General features: G+C 37.7%; 13 protein-coding genes and 1 other RNA gene. 8 read left to right on the top strand and 6 right to left on the bottom strand.

Annotation, left to right across the window (positions count from 1 at the left end):
- The first annotated feature begins 38 nt into the window (after positions 1-38).
- The 4 genes from H5183_RS10465 (at position 39) to H5183_RS10480 (ending at position 6,274) form a co-directional block, all read left to right on the top strand.
- Positions 39-3,137, top strand: coding sequence for an EAL domain-containing protein (locus tag H5183_RS10465; protein WP_182731651.1), 3,099 nt, complete (start codon positions 39-41; stop codon positions 3,135-3,137).
- A 109-nt stretch (positions 3,138-3,246) separates the two neighbouring features.
- Positions 3,247-3,915, top strand: a complete 669-nt coding sequence (locus H5183_RS10470; RefSeq protein WP_182731652.1) for a YoaK family protein — start codon at positions 3,247-3,249, stop codon at positions 3,913-3,915.
- 153 nt (positions 3,916-4,068) lie between these two features.
- On the top strand, positions 4,069-4,698 hold the full coding sequence (locus H5183_RS10475) for a response regulator transcription factor (protein WP_149980610.1): 630 nt from the start codon (positions 4,069-4,071) through the stop codon (positions 4,696-4,698).
- Positions 4,685-6,274: an MASE1 domain-containing protein gene (locus H5183_RS10480; RefSeq protein ID WP_182731653.1), complete on the top strand. Its 1,590-nt coding sequence runs from the start codon at positions 4,685-4,687 to the stop codon at positions 6,272-6,274. The genes H5183_RS10475 and H5183_RS10480 overlap by 14 nt, the downstream gene beginning before the upstream one ends.
- On the opposite strand, the gene H5183_RS10485 is transcribed toward H5183_RS10480, so the two are convergent.
- Positions 6,271-6,813 carry a hypothetical protein gene (locus H5183_RS10485; protein ID WP_182731654.1) on the bottom strand — a complete coding sequence of 181 codons (543 nt, stop codon included), beginning with the start codon at positions 6,811-6,813 and terminating at the stop codon, positions 6,271-6,273. The genes H5183_RS10480 and H5183_RS10485 overlap by 4 nt on opposite strands.
- An 845-nt stretch (positions 6,814-7,658) precedes the next feature.
- On the opposite strand from H5183_RS10485, the gene H5183_RS10490 reads away from it, so the two are divergent.
- The 3 genes from H5183_RS10490 (at position 7,659) to H5183_RS10500 (ending at position 11,129) form a co-directional block, all read left to right on the top strand.
- Positions 7,659-8,516, top strand: a complete 858-nt coding sequence (locus H5183_RS10490) for a hypothetical protein (RefSeq protein ID WP_182731655.1) — start codon at positions 7,659-7,661, stop codon at positions 8,514-8,516.
- Positions 8,517-8,653: 137 nt separating this feature from the next.
- Positions 8,654-9,853 (top strand): RDD family protein, encoded by a 1,200-nt coding sequence (locus tag H5183_RS10495; RefSeq protein WP_182731656.1) that lies wholly within the window; start codon positions 8,654-8,656, stop codon positions 9,851-9,853.
- 4 nt (positions 9,854-9,857) lie between these two features.
- Entirely contained in the window at positions 9,858-11,129 is a 1,272-nt protein-coding gene (locus H5183_RS10500; protein WP_182731657.1) for a PrsW family intramembrane metalloprotease, read from the top strand.
- 149 nt (positions 11,130-11,278) lie between these two features.
- Here H5183_RS10500 and H5183_RS10505 read toward each other — a convergent pair whose 3' ends face one another.
- The 5 genes from H5183_RS10505 to rsmI form a co-directional block, all read right to left on the bottom strand.
- Positions 11,279-13,243 carry a DUF3732 domain-containing protein gene (locus H5183_RS10505; RefSeq protein ID WP_182731658.1) on the bottom strand — a complete coding sequence of 655 codons (1,965 nt, stop codon included), beginning with the start codon at positions 13,241-13,243 and terminating at the stop codon, positions 11,279-11,281.
- Between the two features lies 1 nt (position 13,244).
- Positions 13,245-13,763, bottom strand: a complete 519-nt coding sequence (locus H5183_RS10510) for a three component ABC system middle component (protein WP_220496313.1) — start codon at positions 13,761-13,763, stop codon at positions 13,245-13,247.
- Positions 13,738-14,913, bottom strand: a complete 1,176-nt coding sequence (locus H5183_RS10515) for an ABC-three component system protein (RefSeq protein ID WP_182731659.1) — start codon at positions 14,911-14,913, stop codon at positions 13,738-13,740. The genes H5183_RS10510 and H5183_RS10515 overlap by 26 nt, the downstream gene beginning before the upstream one ends.
- Positions 14,914-15,414: 501 nt before the next feature.
- An RNA gene (gene rnpB / locus H5183_RS10520) (RNase P RNA component class A) lies at positions 15,415-15,779 on the bottom strand.
- Positions 15,780-15,822: 43 nt separating this feature from the next.
- On the bottom strand, positions 15,823-16,680 hold the full coding sequence (gene rsmI / locus H5183_RS10525) for a 16S rRNA (cytidine(1402)-2'-O)-methyltransferase (RefSeq protein WP_149980608.1): 858 nt from the start codon (positions 16,678-16,680) through the stop codon (positions 15,823-15,825).
- 61 nt (positions 16,681-16,741) lie between these two features.
- Between rsmI and H5183_RS10530 the strand changes: the two genes are divergently transcribed.
- Positions 16,742-18,619 carry a penicillin-binding protein activator gene (locus H5183_RS10530; RefSeq protein ID WP_182731660.1) on the top strand — a complete coding sequence of 626 codons (1,878 nt, stop codon included), beginning with the start codon at positions 16,742-16,744 and terminating at the stop codon, positions 18,617-18,619.
- Positions 18,620-18,622 lie beyond the last annotated feature (3 nt).

Below are 18,622 nucleotides of genomic sequence, written 5' to 3' on the forward strand. Positions count from 1 at the left end.
TCAACTTAATTGGCTACAATTTTATGCCAAAGCCCAGTATGAAGAGTATTGTTATTTTTTCCTCATCGTTACAACACCGACTTTATCGTTTATTTATCTTACTGAGCTTACCAGGTATTTTGGTGATCTTATTTAGCCTTTGGCATGCCAAAGAAACGGCGCGCCAAGAGAGTCGGCTACAGGCTTTAACGGTTGCCGAACAGCTTATGGATCAGCAAACTGAGCTACTCAAAAAAATTAAAACATTTACTATTCAGCTTGCGGATTTAAAAGACTTTGCCGCGCCACTACAAACCGGCTGCCCTTATTACCTAGCTAAAATACAAGAACTTCAACCTGAAATTGCGAATATTGGCATCGTCAATATGCAAGGCGACGCAGTGTGTATATTACAAGGACGCAAAGAAAATATTAATATTGCCGATCGTGAATACTTTAAAAATGCTGTGGCAACTAAAAGTTTTGCCATTGGCTATTTTCAAAAAGATCGCAGTATCAATACCTTCAGTTTCAATTTTGCTTATCCACTTATTGATCAACAGCAACAAGTATATGGGGCGGTAGTAACGGTTGTCACATTAGATTGGTGGAGCCAGATACTTGCCAACTCTCATTTACCCGAAGATGCCATTGCTGTTATAACCGACAACAACGGTCGCATTATTGCAAATTACCCTAACGATCCATCGCTGTTTGGCGAAAATATTAACGCCTATGGATTTAGCTCTGAACTACCTATGCTCAATAGCACAATTGAATTGCAAGGTATTAATCACATTTTACACAGTAAAACCATGTATACCGATGAAACTAAAAATAGCCTAAACGTCTATGTTGTAATGCCATTTAATAACGCAATTCAAGCTGCCAACCAACTATTTTTTATCACATTAGCTGCATTCACATTGATGATTATTGGCCTGTCTATATTTGCTCATAACCAATTAAAGCGCAACGTATTAACGCCCATAGCGCAACTCACACTGACGATTAAAGAGCTTGCGCAAGGGTTATTACCAAAACAGTTTTCTTTAAATAGCCCAGAGCTGAATACTCTCTATCAACATTTTAAAGCGATGGCGCAAACACGTCTGACGGCAGAAGCGAGTGTCAAACGCCAACATGACGAACTAAGTAGTTTATTAAACGCCTTGCCTGATACCTATATTCGGATCAATGTTCACGGTGATGTACTGAACTTAGGCGGACAAATTTCACAGTTAAATTTACCTGTGTGTACGCGTTCAAAGTTACATCTTCGCGAGCTACTTGGTGAAGAAAAAAGTAAACAGTTACTTAGGAATTTACCCTGTAAAAATAAAACTAGTCAATTTGAGTTAATAATCAATAACAGCGAAGTCGAGCAAGTATTTGAAGCGCGGATCAGTGCCAAGCTTAATAGCAACGAGTACACCATCGTATTGCAAGATATTAGCCAGCGAAAGAACGCTGAAAAAGCCTCTCATCTGGCCTCATTGGTCTACTCAAATAGCAGTGAAGGAATGGCTATTACCGATCCAAACGGCGTTATCTTAGATGTTAACCCAGCTTTTTGTGAAGTAACTCAATACAGTAAAAAAGAAATACTGGGCAATACCACCGCTATCTTAGCTTCAGGCAAACACAGCAAAGCGTTTTATCATGAAATGTGGCTACAGTTACAAAAAACGGGTCGTTGGCAAGGTGAAATAATTAACCGTCGTAAAGATGGCGAGTTATTCACTGAATGGCTTACTATCGATACTGTATACAATGAACATTCTGAAGCGCAGCGCAGAGTCGCGATCTTTACCGATATTACTGCTAAAAAAGCAGCAGAAGATCTGATATGGCATCAAACTCACTATGATCATTTAACCAATCTACCTAATCGAATTGAGCTTAAAGAACGCTTAAATCAGCGCCTCAACAACAGCTTAAATCCTAATGAGCCACTGGTGATCATGCTACTTGATCTTGATCATTTCAAAGACATAAATGACACCTTAGGCCATTTTTATGGTGACGAATTACTTAAGTTGATCGCAATTCGTTTGCAACAAGAAATTGTTGATATTGAGTTTATTGCACGTATTGGTGGCGACGAATTTGTCATTGTGCATGCCAAGCTAGTCACTGAAGAACACATTAAAAAAGTAGCCAACGATATCCTCAATGCCATGACAAAAGCATTTATACTCGAAGGCGAAGAACTACACATAGCAACCAGCATCGGCATCGCTATTGCACCAATCGATGGCGATAGCTCAGAGCTGTTATTAAAAGCCGCCGACCAAGCCATGTATAAAGCCAAACAAAATGGTCGTAACTGTTTTGAGTTTTTCAATCACAACTTACGTGAGCAAGCACAAGCGCGTATGGATTTACTCAAAAACATGCGCTATGGCATTGAACAAAAACAATTTGATCTTTATTACCAAGCAATCGTTAACCTAGATTCTGGGCACATTCATAAAGCAGAAGCACTATTGCGCTGGCGCCACCCGACACGCGGCGTAATTAGTCCCGCAGAGTTTATACCTCTGGCCGAAGAGTCTAGATATATCAATCCATTAGGACAATTTGTATTTACTCGCGCATTACAAACGCTAACGATTTTACGAGCGCAGGTTGATGCCAACTTTCAACTTAGTATTAATGTCTCGCCGGTACAATTTAGCTGCCTTGATAGCGGTATTGATCTGTGGCCAGCCTTACTAAAAGCCGCCAATTTACCACCGAGTGCAATTGTTAGCGAGATCACCGAAGGGCTAATGATCGCACCAGAGCAACTCACTCAACAACGTCTGAAAGCGCTGGTAAAATCCGGTATGGAACTCGCTTTAGATGACTTTGGCACCGGCTATTCATCGCTTGCCTACTTGCAACAAATGGACGCAGATTATTTAAAAATTGATAAATGTTTTGTTGATAACATTCAAGCCGACAATCAAGATCTCGCGTTATGCAAAGCAATTATCACTATGGCACATCAATTTGGTTTAAAAGTGATTGCCGAAGGCATTGAAACACCAGAGCAGCAGCAATTATTGCTTGGTATAGGGTGTGATTATGGCCAAGGCTATTTGTTTGCAAAGCCATTACCCGAACAGGAATTTTTAGCACTGGTAAGCAACCAATCCATAACAGCTACCTAAATATTGCTGATCCAGCACAAACTATGCACTGAAAACTTAGCTAGCTATTGTTTAATAAATAACGAACTGATAGGTTACCAAACAGATTTTATTAAATTAACTGTTAGCCGTGATTTCAAAATTGCCTCGTTGGGTAGAATATGGATCGTTTTTACTTGCGCTTGTTGCTGGGCTTGTTAATTCGATAGGGTTACTAGGCTTCAAACATCAATCAATTTCACATCTATCAGGCACTGCAACACTCCTTGGCACAAGCCTTGTTACCTCCCACGTTACTGATGTATTACACCTAGCTCTTATCCTACTGAGTTTTTTAGCTGGTGCGGCGATCTCCGGCGCTTTTTTGCAAAGTGGTGCATTAAAACTTGGCCATAACTACAGCAGCTTGCTGTTATTTGAAGCCATTCTGTTAGCAAGCTCAGTGTATTTTTTATCGAATGACTCTGTAAACGGGCACTATTTAGCATCTGCAGCCTGCGGCTTACAAAATGCGTTAGCCACCACTTACAGCGGCGCAGTTATTCGCACCACCCATGTTACCGGTATCTTTACTGATCTAGGGCTAATGCTTGGCGCTAAATTAAGAGGCGAACCCTTTGATAAACGCAAAGCACTGTTGTTTTTACTGATCATCTCAGGATTCATTTGCGGTGGTACATTAGGTGCTTATGCATTCCAGTTTTATAAATTTAATGCACTCTTTATCCCCGCCACCATCTGTCTAGTATTAGCCGTTAGCTACTCAGTGTTTAAAGCGATTAATAGTAACAAGACTTAGCCCTTTGCACGGTTCACACCTCTTTTGCAGTACATCATTGCTACAAACCTACATTAACGTTCATCTTAAGAATCGACAGGTAATTTCACTAGGAATAATTCTTAGACATAGTAAATTGATTTAGATGTATAATTCCTGAAAATGGAGGGATTTATGCGGATTGGTATCATTGAAGATCATCAGTTAGTTCGAGATAGTTTTAAAAAACTACTTGAGCTCGAGTTAAACTGGCAAGTAACAATTGAAGCTTGCTCAGTGAACGAAGCAAAGTTAGCAGTAAATATTGACCAGCCAGATGTCTTTATCGTTGATATTTCAATGCACGAAGGTGAGACTGGCCTGACTTTTCTATCATACTTAAATGAGCATTACCCAGAAATAAAAACCATTGTAGCTTCTATGCACGACCATGAACCGTACGTCAGCAATGCAATACAACTTGGGGCGCTTGGTTATGTGTCAAAGCGCTCAGCTTCAGACGCTATGATTGATGCGGTAAAAACAGTAATGCGCGGCCATCGCTACATCAGTGAAGACGTTAACTTCAACTACACCTGTGTTTCTGATAAAAAAGACCTTTTAACAAATAGAGAAATAGAGGCTCTACCACTTTTTGCCAAAGGCTTAAATGCCAAACAGGTTGCTCAACAGCTCGGCATGATGCCGAAAACCGCTCACGTACATAAAACAAATATTTGTAATAAACTAAACGCAACAACTTCATTTGAACTATTAAAAGTTGCCATTGATATCGGGGTTATTCAACTTAATGAGTTGGCCTAGGCTTATCACTGCCACACCTTCCACTACAAACATAGTACTAGGGGCAGCTAAGCAATGCGCGGTTTGCGTTGCTTACTTAATCGCGCTGTGTGCCTCTACATGGGTTAGTAACCATCTAGAAACCGTCCCACAAAGTAGTGCTATATTTCTCCCTGCAGGTATTAAACTGGCTTTTGTTATTATGTTCCCAACACGCTATTGGCCAATAATATGGTTAGCATCACGACTCTATGCAGCGTATTTAGGTTCTTTTTATACCCAGCAATGGCATTTAAATTTATTGCATGGTGCGTGGCAAGAGGCTATCTATTTAGCCATTGTCTTCGCTTTTAAGCATAGCCGTTGGCCACCAACGATAAAAGATAGTAAAGGTGTGCTTTCGCTTATTTTACTAGCAAGCTTAGCGGCAGCATCAAAATGGTTTTTGTTTGCCAGCTCTTTTGAGTTCACAACTTGGTTAGAAGGTAAACAACTACTGCAATATCAGTTAAATATGACTTTAGGTGATTTAACTGGCAGCTTGTTTATCACACCTTTTATTATTTTGTGTGCTAACAGTTATCACCGAGCCTTTAGCCTAGAGGGCGGAGTTAAACTAATTATCACAGTCACTGTTTTTACCCTATTAATGCTGTCGATTTATCTGCTGCGCCCTGATATCTACTCACTATTACGCTTGGCTTCCCTACTACCAATTATTTGGTTTTCATATCACTTTGGTATTACAGGCGCTATATTTGGCGCAGCAGCAGCAAATGGCTTAATAATATTAGAAGCAAGCATCACACAAGATGCAACTAATACTTATATTAGCCAATTGTTTATTCTGACCAATGCCGCAACGAGTTTATTACTCGGTGCGGCAGCAGCAGAGCTGCGACAAAAAAATAATATGCTAACACTGACAAACATTGAACTTAGGGCGCAATTAGAAAAAAACCAACAACTGGCTATCAAAATGGTGAATGTACAAGAAAGTGAGAGGAAGCATTTATCACAAGAGCTTCATGATGAATTAGGGCAAAACCTGACTGCATTTAAAACCGATCTTGCCGTTTTAACCAGTATGACGGATCAAAGCGTCAGCGCGATTGTGACTACGTTAAAACAAAATGCTAATTCAATGTATGATTCAGTCTATCACCTGATGCATTATCTGCGTCCGCGTGAGCTTGATGAATTAGGCTTAGCAAAAGCACTTTCACAAGGGAAGTTTAAAAGCTTGATGCATAAAGAAAAAGTTAGGTATATAACACATTTATGCATAAACGAAGCAATTAGAGATGAACATCAAATTGCGATCTATCGAATTTGCCAAGAAGCAATCACCAATTGCATCAAGCACAGCTGTGCATCTGAGTTGGTAATTAGTTTAGATTCCAACTCGGATCTGATCACGTTAATTATTCAGGATAATGGCAATGTCGCGACAACCGCCTCACACTCGGGTGGTTATGGTCTCGCTTTCATTGATGAACGCGTGACTGCTCTTGGCGGCCAATGCTCATTCTCAAACGAGCAAGGCTTCACCATTAATGCAACATTCCCCATATCAGCTGATGAACAAGTCCGCTAGCGAATATAAACTTGCTTGGAATAAAACTTTTTCCTTACCTGTATCGCCTCATTATCGTTAGCAGGTACTTGCACTTCAGCTTGATTACCGACTAACTGTAATAGCAATCCTTGAGCAATTTCCTTATCCCCGACTTTTGATTTTATAACCACTTTTTTGCCAATAGCACCTTGCAGCCGAGGCTTAGGAAAAGTGACTTTATTGATTGGCTTTAAGCCTTCATAATTAGTGAAAAGATTAACGCAGTGCTGTTTTGCTGCAAGTATCAAATCGTCTTTAGACTTCACAATATCGACATTATTCAAAAAGTGAATAAGTGCACTATTACGCCGATCAAACTCACTGGACACATCCTGTATATTAAGCGCTGATGCCCATTTACGGAGCACTAAATATTTTCCTAGTTTGATCCGCGTCAAGCTGGTTGATGCCCCAGTCATCTTGCTATACCACTCGATGCGGTAGCATGATGAACCTAAGCTATGTAATAGCACCGTTGTATTGCCAAACTCCCTTGTACTGCCCTCGATCACGCTCATTCTAATTCCCTAAACTAGCAATAAAGCAATAGGTTAGGCGCTAATGAAAGAGGTTAATATCATCGTTTTTCTTATTACGACTAAGAAAATGGCTTATAGCATTTGTGAAATGCTTTGAACGCTTTTTAATAGTGAAATAACAACTGTTCCTACCAAATTGCTTAATCAAATTCAGTGTTCTAGTACGACTACCTTTCTCTTTGCATAACCACTAACTTATCAGCCATTAAAGCAGATAGTACTGCATTACGAATATTGATAATTGAAGCTGGTATAGTAAATTGACCTAATGTAACTTTTCAGTTCTAAGTGACTTACCTTTTAAGCTTGGTTCTATATGCGAGAGCTTGAGTACATTAAACTTTTCGAGTTCATGCTGCTCAATTAAATTCATTAAAAAATGGTCTTAGCTATGGCTCTAATGACTGAAAGGTAAGTTGAATGATTATGGCTGATTTATTATTGAGTACTAAGCTTTGTTTAAGCGTAGAAAGTTACTCAAAGCTTAGCTTGTGAAGTGGTAATGCAACTAGCTTCTCACTCAATAATAAAATGTTTTTAACACTTTTAAGCAGTGAAACAACAGCCTTTCGGCCTGTTGGTGCTAAGTTATTTAAGTAGCATTTTGTAGGTGTGTAATTAGACATAATAGATACCTTTTATATGTAAACATATAATCGATGTACATGACTAACTACTTAACACCAGTGCTGTTTTTGACTGATAAGACATAGTTACCTTCGCATTTTACGACTAAAAAAGTTCCTGACTATAGCACTAGGTAATTAGCGCTTCACATTTAACAAAGCACTTTGTATTATCTATTAAATTGTAAGGAATAATAAATGGAATTTATGGACAGTATCTATCATGTAATTTTTAGAGGGAAATTGGTCGAGGGTACTAACAAAAATAAAGCTTCAATAACCTTATCAAAAATTTTGAAAATTCCGCAAAGCCAAGATAATGAATTTTTATCCGGTAAAACATTCGTAATAAAAAAGAATATTACTAATGAACAGGTTCTAATCATATCTAAAAAATTTTTAACGTATGGAATTGTTGTTGAGTTTATTAAATCAAAAGAACAAGTTCGCAAAAGTAATGAAACCACAGCCCATGAAACTGATGTTCAGCCATCAGAATCTGAAAAGAAATCTACTGTTGACATTTGGTATGCAATAAAATCAACCGTATACCCCCACTTTTATTTATCTGTGATACTTTGGTTTTTTCCAGCAATTCTGGCGGGGGCTGGTTTACAATGGCTATTTATTGTTAATATTTTGACTCTCGGTTATTCCATCCCTGTTTGGCTCGCCACCTCTCAAGGCTATATTATCGATATCGATAATAACGAATTTACTTTTCCTGCCAGTGATGTTGAAAATAATTTCATCGAAATTATCACACTAAAAAAATTAAGAAATATGATGCATCGACATAGTATCAAAATCACTGAAATAAGAGCATTAAATAATGAAAAAGGACGTCGGCAAAGTAGAGTAAACTTTGATGCAAAACGTAAAACACCGCCCATGAGAGATCAATGGCTATTGAATGTATCAGGTGAATTTGGCTCTCAACAATTTGAGTTTGATTCGAAACAAAAGCGAGATGAATGTCGTTCTATGATCTTTACTGCATGCTCAAGAAAAGGTAATAGACTAAGAGGGGCTAGTGATTTCAACTTAGATTTATAGTTAGCTTTACAAACAGGTTCTGAGACTCTTTTAGACCCGCTGAGACTGAATGATTAAAAGTAAAAAACGACAATTTTTCAAAATATTAAAAAATAAAATAGAACTCTGCTACGATAAAAATGATAGGGACAAAGTATATGGTAAAGTGTGATGTTATCTACAGAGGTATAAGCAATAAAAATAATATTGCTAATCTTGCAGGGATAATTAAGCGTTGTTTTCCCAAAGCGTCTAAAGGAGATATCGTAGTTTATTTAAAACAAAACGATCTAATTCTTTTTAGTGATTTGGACGAAGAAAAAGCAAATAAGATTAAACAAGCAATTATCAAAAATGGGGGAAAAGTTGAGCTTCAATTTAAGAGTAATAATGAAGACCTTTTCAATCTTGAGGAAGTTGAAGAAGTAGATGAAATAGCCGCAGACGAGGATATTGAAACTGTTGCAGTAGTTGAAGATATTTCTACAATAAACACCGATACTGTTCATGAATCAATAAATCAGAGCCAAACTATAGAAGTAGATAGCTTTTTAATAGCAAAACCATGGAAAAGAGTAGCAGCACTTTGTATTGACCAACTTATAACAATAGCATTTACTTTTATAATTACGTATTTAATCATGACTTTCTTATCACCCCCTCTTGAGAGCTTAAAGTATCTTGGGTTTGTATTAAGCCTCATTTATTTTACAGTTATGACTGGAAATATTTCAAAAGGAAAAACAGTAGGGGCAAGACTTTTAAAGATCAAAGTAATAGATGAGAACTCTACGCCTTTAAGTTTACTTAACTCATTCATAAGATCATTTTCATTCTTAGTTGGCCTAGCACTATTCTTTATATCGGCCATAAGTATTTTCTTTAACCCTAAACGTAGAGGACTCCATGATTTAATGTCAGGGGCTTATGTCGTCGAAGAGGAAGCGAGTAGCTTTCTGAACTCTAATGCATTTACTATAAAAGCACAAAAAGTAGCATTTGAGCAACTAAAACGAGCCCAGACAATTGGAATGATAAAGTTACAAGAATCAGTAATACAAATAAATTCATCAATACCCTACCTTGAAAATGCAGGATACGTTATTGCAGATCTTGAAATGGAAGTCGGTGTATCGCCAAAGGTAATTGTTATTATTAAAATGAACAACGAAACGACGCTATCAATGGAAGAACTTGAAGACAAAGTTAAAGATAAACCTGTAGTTACAATGCTCGTGCGTGCAATCAAAATGAGCGCTGACTTGCAGAAAAAAGTTAACATCAGGAGTATGAAAAGCGTAGGTATGGAGATTAGTCTAGCTGTCACACCATCGGTAAAACTGTTATTTACGAGGTAGAACCATGGCTAATTCATATAGACTCATTTTTAAAGGTGATATTGTGCCTGATAAAAACCTAGAAGAAGCTATCAGTGAGTTTGCATTACTCTTTAACATATCAAAAGTTAATGCAGAAAAATATTTTAATGGTAGAAGCTACATATTAAAAAAAAACCTCAGCAAAGAAAAGTCTAAATACATGTATGACAAGGTTTTAGAGGCTGGTGTTATCTGCTACGTAATAAATAATGAGAGTGCTAGTAGTAGCCCTTTAGCAAAAGGAAATGTAACAACAAATCATACTTCAATCCAAAGCCGATCGACATTGAGTCAGCATGTGACATCATTTGCAGGAACTAAAGATTTAGCCGATTTTAATATAAAGCTACTTTTCTCTGATGTTTTTAAGAAAAGGAATGATGAAGAGCTTGAAGAGTATTACTCAGTAGGAACAACTACAACTACACCTGATATCAAAGAAATAACATCTGAGTTTCCAAGGCCTTGGTTATTTATTCGGCTTTTTGGTCTGATGATCTTGACTTATATAGGGTTCATCTACTCTTTTGAATATTGGAATAATATTAAACTTTTACCCGGCTTAATCTTTGTTGGTACTTTTGCAATGCCTTTAAGTGTACTCGTTTTCTTTTTCGAGACAAATGTACCTAGAAATGTATCGTTGATAAAAGTATTTAAACTAGTTCTTCAAGGCGGAATTCTCTCATTAATTTTTTCATTATTAATGTTTGAATTAACTTCTACCTTAAACTGGTTGGGCCCACCTGTTGCTGGCTTAGCTGAAGAGCCAGGAAAATTAATCGCGCTTTTATTAGTAGCTAATGCAATCAGGTACCCATATATTTTAAACGGATTACTATTCGGGGCGGCTGTTGGTTGTGGGTTTGGCTCATTTGAAAGTGCAGGGTATGCTTTTGAAATTCTTTTAAATCAAAACTATACCTCCATGATAGATAATATAAATTTAAGAGGTGTTTTATCACCATTTGGGCATATAATTTGGACAGGCATGATTGGCGCTGCATTATGGAAGGTTAAACAAGGCAGGCCGTTTATGATAAGCATGCTGCTCGAGTATACTTTTATAAGAGCTTTCTTAATAGCAACACTCTCACATATGCTATGGAATAGCGGGGACTGGCTCCTACCTTGGATCATTAAAGCCCCTTTTATTTCAGTAGTTGGCTGGATAGTTATTTTTTCTTACATTAACGAAGGTATATTAGAACTTAAACAATTAAAAAATAATATTCCAGCAGAGCCCCCCCTATAACTATAGGGATCCCCACTCAACAGAGATGACTCGACAACTGAAGAGGTTTATTTTTTATAGTATCTATAGACCCACTCTAGATACGACAGCAACAAATATTGAACCAACTAACGTTAATATGTATTAACGTTAGTTGGTTATGCAAGCTTCTATAGCCACTCTAAAGGTATTAGCTTTACCCCATTCCTCCACTCTTCAGCTAAGTGACCATTTTCTAAATCAGTAGCAAGCGATGAAGGTGCGTGATCTAAAACTATAATTTGTAGATTGTTCTTTGTTTTCTCGATTGCACGACTGAATACCTTAAATACTTTTTGAACTTGTTCAAGATCTTCATCTTCATCATAGAAAGACAACCCCTCTGACTCAGGGTTACTTTTTATAGAGCTGATTTTACTAGGAAAATAAACCTGACTAGGTTGATCATAAATAATATAGTTTGGGACAATAGAATTCTCAAGCTTAGAGAAATGTTGATGTAAGCCTAAAGTGATTGCCACATGATATGATAACCAATTAGCCCCACTCCCAATTTCCCAAAGATAATCTTCTCGACCGTTGTTGATGACTTTTAGCGTTAATTCCTTTTCTGATAACTCCACTGGTAAGTCAGGGTGCTCAGTATCTAAGTAAGGAAGCCAATCTGTAGCAAATTTATTAACTTTCTTTAATTCTAGCCCCACTTTATACGCCATATCCCTAACATCTACTAAAGATTTCAGCTTAGTGAGCTTTAATTTTAGTTCTTTATATTCTTTGTATAAATCAGCCTCTTCATCTGTTGCTTTCATTAATTTCAAAGCGGATTGAACTTCCCCCACAAAAAGACCTATTGAAAAAGCATCATACCCAAGATTTCGCTTATCAGTTTGCAAGATTCTAAGGTGCTCTTGGGACGTTTTTAAATCATTAGCTAAACGAGTTAATTCGCTTTCTAAAAAAACTTTTTCTCGACCTATCACATCGTTAAACTTTAAAGGTACTGTTAACTCAGACTCAAGATCATGGAAAGACTTTGATAACGGCTCTAATACTTTTTGATATATCTCATTTGGTTCATTAAACAATGACTCATACTTACCACTTTGATCTAAAAGCCAATTACTTAATGATAAACGATTCCGCTTTATAAGCGCATTTTCTGATTGGCTCTCTGCTAACTCTCTAAAAGATGATATGTTTTTTAATCTATTCTTGACCTTTCCTAACTCATTCGATAATTCTTTCACCCTAATACTAGCCAACTTTTCTTGAGTAGAAGCAAACTTAATATTTGCCGCAGAGGCAGATGAATCAACATTTTTTTCAGCTAAATTCTTTAATAGATTCAGTAATTCTTCAGGTTTGAGAGAATCGATATTGCTTTCAATACTTATTAATCCTAGCTCCATACCTTTGATAACATAAGCTCTTGCAGTCGATATCCAATCTTCATTTTGCTTTTTTATTTTATTATATTTTCTCTGGACTTTATTGAATTGCTCTTCCGCAATTTTGAAATTGTGTTGATTTTCTAAATCCTTATTACTCAGAGCACCGAGTACATATGGAAAAATCGTTATTAGTTTTGATTTATGTTCGAAAGAATCCGCCTTAAAAAATAGTGCATTAGGGTTTGCAACTATATTTTGTGGCTGATAATTGAAAGCAACTAAATCTCTAATGCTTGTTCGTTTTTTATTCATCGCACCAGTGTTATGCATATCAAAACTAATATTTGATACACCACTAATCTCATTTAGCCTATCTTTAACGTCATTTATATTTATATTGTGCTTATGAATAAATTCAGGAATTTCAATTTCATCTGACTCGATGAAAAAAGCATTAGTCGTTGACTGTTGACCACCGGGATCTTTTCTTACAATGAGAAGTCGTGAGTTTTCTGTTTTAACTTGAATACCATACCATTCAGTAGAATCCCTTATAGTATTAACAGGAATAGCGCACTTTGAAGAACCTAAACAATAATCAATTATTGGTATTAGTGATGACTTACCCGTTTTAGATGCACCTGTAATAAGGTTCACTTTATTAAGTTCAAACTTAATTATTCGTGGTTTATGTTCGGCTTTTTTAGACCATAAAATAACTTTTTCTATCTGGAAAAACATATTAAAAAACCACCTTTAAAACTCTAGCTAAATCTCTATTAGAAAGTACAGAAAACCAACCCCCTAACTTTTTGGCACATTTTTCAAGCTCTTTAATCGAGTCATTTGAACTACTTTGAGAGATTGGTTTAACTTGTAAATTAGGAGTAATCAATCCTGTTTCTGAGTCAAGAATAAGAATTCCAGAATCAAAAGCCAAAATTAATGCATCTAATGTTTTTGCTTTTTGCATAGTGATGCGATTATGAATTGATAGCGGTATATCTGATTTGCAAACTTGCGAGGATGAAAACTTTGATAGATAAGATTGTAGTCCACTTCTAGTTTTGGCTAAACTGACTCTTGTATCTGCATAATAAAGGAAGGGAAATATACAGAATAATTTACTTGGGTGAATTGGTCCATGAGACTTTTTAAACCCATCTACTGTAGCTAACCATAGTAGATAGCTACTAAGTGCAGGATTATTTATTTCCCAAGCTTCTCTTTCTAAACTACTTTTTGGCTGTATCATCATCATCTCCAAGTACTTCCTTGTATTCTGGGTGCCACCCTATACTTAATTCGTTAGCCATTACCTGAAGCGTCCCCGAGGTAAAAATATCTTCAACCTTTTTACCATCTAGCTCGACCGTTAGCAGATTAGTTAAACATTCTAGATATAAACTTGCCCCCTGTTCTTTACTGCAATGAGTGCTTTTTTTAAGTAATGATTTGTGTTTTTCAATCTTCCATTTTCTACTTAGTGATTCCTGATATTTTAGATAACTACTTTCTTGAACATCCCCGCTTAGTGTCCATGTAACAACTGCATCACTGGCTTCAAGCTTAGCGATTACGGCTTCTTCTATAAAGGCATCTAACTCAATTATCTCGAGCTGTTTTATATAAAGGGGTTTAGAATTGAGATCTGCTATCACATCATCACTTGAAGCGGTTCTATTTATAATAAAACTCAGGATCGATTTTTGACGATACTGACTTTCAATACTGGCTAACCTATTACCAAAAGCCTTTGTTGGTATGATAGTTAGCTCTTTTTTCTCTGCTGAAGTAGTTAGAAGCTCACTAACCCAGCCTAAAGTTTGATGTAGAATCTCATTAGCATACTCATCTAAAGCTCCTAAATGCTTCGTTAAGTATATATGTTTTAAATCCTCACAAGCAGAACCACTTCCATATATGTAATTAAAATTTTTAATTACTAGACTTGCGTGATCCTTTGACTTAAAAAAGTTGTCAACATAAACACTTATAGAATCCGATGGCTTCTTCATCTTTTTTAGAAGATCGTCATATACACTTTCAGCATCACTAAGCTCAACAGCTGCAATTAATGATTCCAATATTTCACTTGTGTATTTTTTATGGGTATAAAGTAGAAATGTTGTTTGAGAAGGTTCTATTTTACCTTGAGAAATAAGATCGACCCAATTACTCAAAGTTTTCCACAAATCTTTACTATTAGCACTTACTATATTTTTTTTAGTTGTAGTTATTTTATCTTGTTCTAAAACAACATTGGAGCCATTATGTTCTTCAATATCATCAAGTAATTCGAAGCCTAAATAACTCCCGTTGTCAGACTCAAATAACCTTTGTAATAGACGATATTCTTGAGTTTTATAACCCAACCAAGATGCTATAGCACTTGTATTTTTATTTGGCATTCAATCCCTTATTGCACAAGTTGTAAAAACAAACTATTAGATTAGCTAAAAGCAGTATAACAATTTACCACATCAGCCAACCTTTTCAAGCTAGCGCCACCATGTGTGTACTTATCAGTTACTCCACCTTTAGAAAGTTCATGACCAACAACTTGTTGTATCAATGAAAGATCAAACGAGTGGTTATTGCGTATGTTACTTATGAACGTATGTCTAAAGCTGTGATAACTTCGTAGTTCATCTAACTCATTCACACTTGGTATTTCAAGCTCCACAACCAAACGACCGAACCAATTAGTAATACTCTCAGCCGATGCTATGTTTACACTATCAAAGAAACTAAGACTTTATCAGAGGCAGATCATATTTCAGATATCTAATTTCTGATAACTAATTCCTGATTTCTATATCTCAACGCGCGGCTCTAAACTCGACGCCCGTAGCCCAAAAACACAGACACAAAAAAGCCCGCAGCGTTAACTGCGGGCTTTTTTATTGAATGAGTGAGTCAGCCGTATAAGCCGGGTTCTGTCCTTTCCGAAGAAAGTGATAATCATTCGTCTAGGCCATAAATCGCTCTATGGCTCAAGCAACCTACCCGGTTCCAACGTGGGCCACGCCATAAGGAACCCTATTTGGTCTTGCTCCGGGTGGAGTTTACCTTGCAACCAACTATTGCTAGTGGCCCGGTGCGCTCTTACCGCACCCTTTCACCCTTACCAATCCGAAGATTGGCGGTCTCCTCTCTGCTGCACTTGTCGTAGGCTCACGCCCCCCAGCCGTTAGCTGGCACCCTGCCCTATGGAGCCCGGACTTTCCTCCCCCTGCGCATTTTCGTTGCAGGCAGCGATCATCTTGGCTGACTCGGCGCGCAGTATACCTGAGCTGGATTGTATGTGCAGTAAAGATTTAGCCTTTTTCGTCAATAATTGTTTTATAAAGGGCATTTTTCTTCATGCCAAAATAATCGGCCACTATACCGCAGGCTTTTTTCATTGGCATTTCATTCTCAAGTAACGCCAACATTTTACGTGCTTCTGGCGGAATATCATCAACCTGCTTTGGATTACCAGGCAACATTAGCACTATTTCGCCGCGCTGTTTGGTTGGATCGTCGGTTAAAAACTGTTTAAGTTCACTTACTGTGCCATTAAAAAATGTTTCAAAAGTTTTGGTTAGCTCTTTGGCAAACACCACTTGTTGCTCACTACCAAGCGCTATCTCAAGATCATCTAAACTTGCCATGATGCGATGAGTACTTTCGTACATAATGCTGGTTATATTGGAATTAACCGCTTCAATAAAAAAGTCTTGGCGAGCTTTGCTTTTTGCAGGGGTAAAACCAATAAACTGAAAACGATCTGTTGGTAAACCTGAACAACATACCGCAGTAATTGCGGCGCAAGCCCCCGGTATAGGCGTGACATGTGCGCCTTGCTCTCGGCATAAATTAACAACCGCATAACCAGGGTCACTAATTAGCGGCGTGCCTGCATCCGAAACTAGTGCTATATTTAAACCTTGATTAAGTTGATCAATAATTTGTTGCGCTTTTTGCTTTTCATTATGGTCGTGCAAAGCAAAGGTTTTTGCCTTAATGCCAAAGTGACTTAGCAACTTACCGGTATGGCGCGTGTCTTCAGCAGCGATTAAGTCAACTTGCGATAAAGTCGCGATTGCACGCTGACTTAAGTCGTCATAATTGCCGATTGGGGTGGCTACAATGTAAAGAGTGCCGATTTTCTGTGAATTCTCCTCATTTAACATTGAGGTCTCCTGCGTCAGTCAGTAATATAAGCAAATCGCGTTAACGTATTGGGAAATCATTGTGCGACTTAAACTTGTTAGTCTATTAATCATATTGTCAGGGTTATCGGCCTGTAGTACAACCGAAAAACCGACTAAAACCAGTGAAAACCTCAGTTCAGCTAATAGCGCATCACAAATTCAAGCGACTGACGCACAATCTATGTACCAACTAGCCTTAAATCGCCTAGGCGCTGACAAAATCCAACTTCTTTATAGTGCGCGTGATGCTGCGATTGTAGAGCAACAATGGCCACTGTTAGAGCAAATTAGTACTGAATTAGAACGCACACCTAGCGTAGACCAAGTGCAAAATAAACTCTATACCGCTTTTGCGCAAATGCAACAAAACAAGAATACCCTCGCACTTGAGATGCTAGCCAGTTTAGACAGCCAATTGACTCAACCGGAGCATTTTGCTTGGCATCAATATTTAACCGCCAGCATTTACGCATCACAAAATTTACCAAAACAAGCGATGCCATATTTTTTTCGCGCTTCTGAAACCGCAAGTAAAAAGAACTTAACGATCCCACAATTAAATAGTGCGTTATGGCAGAACCTTCAGCAGCTTTCATCTTATGCCCTTGAACGCTTTAACCGCGGCTCAGTGATACAGCAAGGTTGGGTAAATTTAGCTTTATATCATAAAGTTTACTTAGGTGCCCCTGTAGAACTTGACCAAGCAATTAATAATTGGCAGCGCCGTTATTCAGGCCATCCGGCAATCGCGGTATTACCAAAAAAGGCTGCGGATCTAATTACTGCTGAGCCACTGAATATTGAACGTTTAGTTGTTTTATTACCCCAATCAGGTGCTAATGAACGCCTAGGTGATGCCTTAAAAGCTGGCGTGTTAGCAGCACTAGATAACTCATCTATTGATGAAACCATTTTTATTGATGAAATGCTTAGCTCTGCTGAGCTTTCTGCAAAATTACTCGAAATTAAACCAAACTTTATAATTGGGCCGTTACTCAAAGCGAACATTGATAAGCTAGTTGCAAGCAAAGCATTACAAGATTACCCAGTTTTGCACTTAAATACCTTTGATGGTGAGCGCCAGTCTCCACAGCATTACTTCTTTGCGCTTAATCCTGAACACGAAATACAGCAAGCACTTGAGCACTTTTTAACGGTTGGTTATCAAAAACCTATGCTGCTTGCGCCAAATAATAGTTCAGGCCAGCGCTTAGTGGATTTATTCAACCGACAATGGCAACGCTATAGTGAAACCACACCAGAAGTTGGTCTTTATAATGATAAAAAAGATATGCCAACCACCATTATTAACCTGTTAGAAGTTGATAAATCAAAAGAACGTATTGCGACCGTTAAGTCATTATTTAAACAAGAAGTAGAAAGCGAAACCCGCTCTCGTCGTGATATTGATGTTATTTATATTCTCGGTGATGCTATCGAAACTCGCTTGATTAAACCTTATTTAGATGTAAATGTGAGTACCTTTGCTGATCGCATTCCTCTGTATGCCAGCTCAAAAAGTCATAGCAAGCAAATCGATAGCACCGATAAAGGCGATCTCGATGGTTTGTATTTTACCGAGTTACCATGGATGCTCAGTGGACAAGTCAAAGATCATGCCTTGCGTCAGCAATATAACTCGCTGTGGCCAGAACAGGCTGATATAAGTCAGCGTTTATTTGCGATGGCCTATGATTCGGTTGCTATGTTAAGTAGTATCACACAATTGAGTATGCTTCCCGGTAAGCGGTTTAATGGCTTAACCGGTCAATTAAGCATTACCAGTGATGGGCAAATAAATCGCCAACTTAATTGGGCGCAATACAAAAATAGACAAATCCAGGCGGTGCAGCTAGCAACATCAGCACCGTTACCATTATTTATGCAATCAGCTACCAGCCGGTCAAACAGTGAGTAGCTA

It is taken from the genome of Pseudoalteromonas sp. SR44-8, assembly GCF_014163635.1.
Classification (GTDB): domain Bacteria; phylum Pseudomonadota; class Gammaproteobacteria; order Enterobacterales; family Alteromonadaceae; genus Pseudoalteromonas; species Pseudoalteromonas rhizosphaerae.

Excerpts from the sequence above, each read along its gene's own strand:
- H5183_RS10465 (WP_182731651.1), top strand. The coding sequence starts at position 39 with ATGAAGAGTATTGTTATTTTTTCCTCATCGTTACAACACCGACTTTAT.
- H5183_RS10475 (WP_149980610.1), top strand. The coding sequence starts at position 4,069 with ATGCGGATTGGTATCATTGAAGATCATCAGTTAGTTCGAGATAGTTTT.
- H5183_RS10480 (WP_182731653.1), top strand. The coding sequence starts at position 4,685 with ATGAGTTGGCCTAGGCTTATCACTGCCACACCTTCCACTACAAACATA.
- H5183_RS10485 (WP_182731654.1), bottom strand. The coding sequence starts at position 6,813 with ATGAGCGTGATCGAGGGCAGTACAAGGGAGTTTGGCAATACAACGGTG.
- H5183_RS10490 (WP_182731655.1), top strand. The coding sequence starts at position 7,659 with ATGGAATTTATGGACAGTATCTATCATGTAATTTTTAGAGGGAAATTG.
- H5183_RS10495 (WP_182731656.1), top strand. The coding sequence starts at position 8,654 with ATGGTAAAGTGTGATGTTATCTACAGAGGTATAAGCAATAAAAATAAT.
- H5183_RS10500 (WP_182731657.1), top strand. The coding sequence starts at position 9,858 with ATGGCTAATTCATATAGACTCATTTTTAAAGGTGATATTGTGCCTGAT.
- H5183_RS10505 (WP_182731658.1), bottom strand. The coding sequence starts at position 13,243 with ATGTTTTTCCAGATAGAAAAAGTTATTTTATGGTCTAAAAAAGCCGAA.
- H5183_RS10510 (WP_220496313.1), bottom strand. The coding sequence starts at position 13,763 with ATGATGATGATACAGCCAAAAAGTAGTTTAGAAAGAGAAGCTTGGGAA.
- H5183_RS10515 (WP_182731659.1), bottom strand. The coding sequence starts at position 14,913 with ATGCCAAATAAAAATACAAGTGCTATAGCATCTTGGTTGGGTTATAAA.
- rsmI (WP_149980608.1), bottom strand. The coding sequence starts at position 16,680 with ATGTTAAATGAGGAGAATTCACAGAAAATCGGCACTCTTTACATTGTA.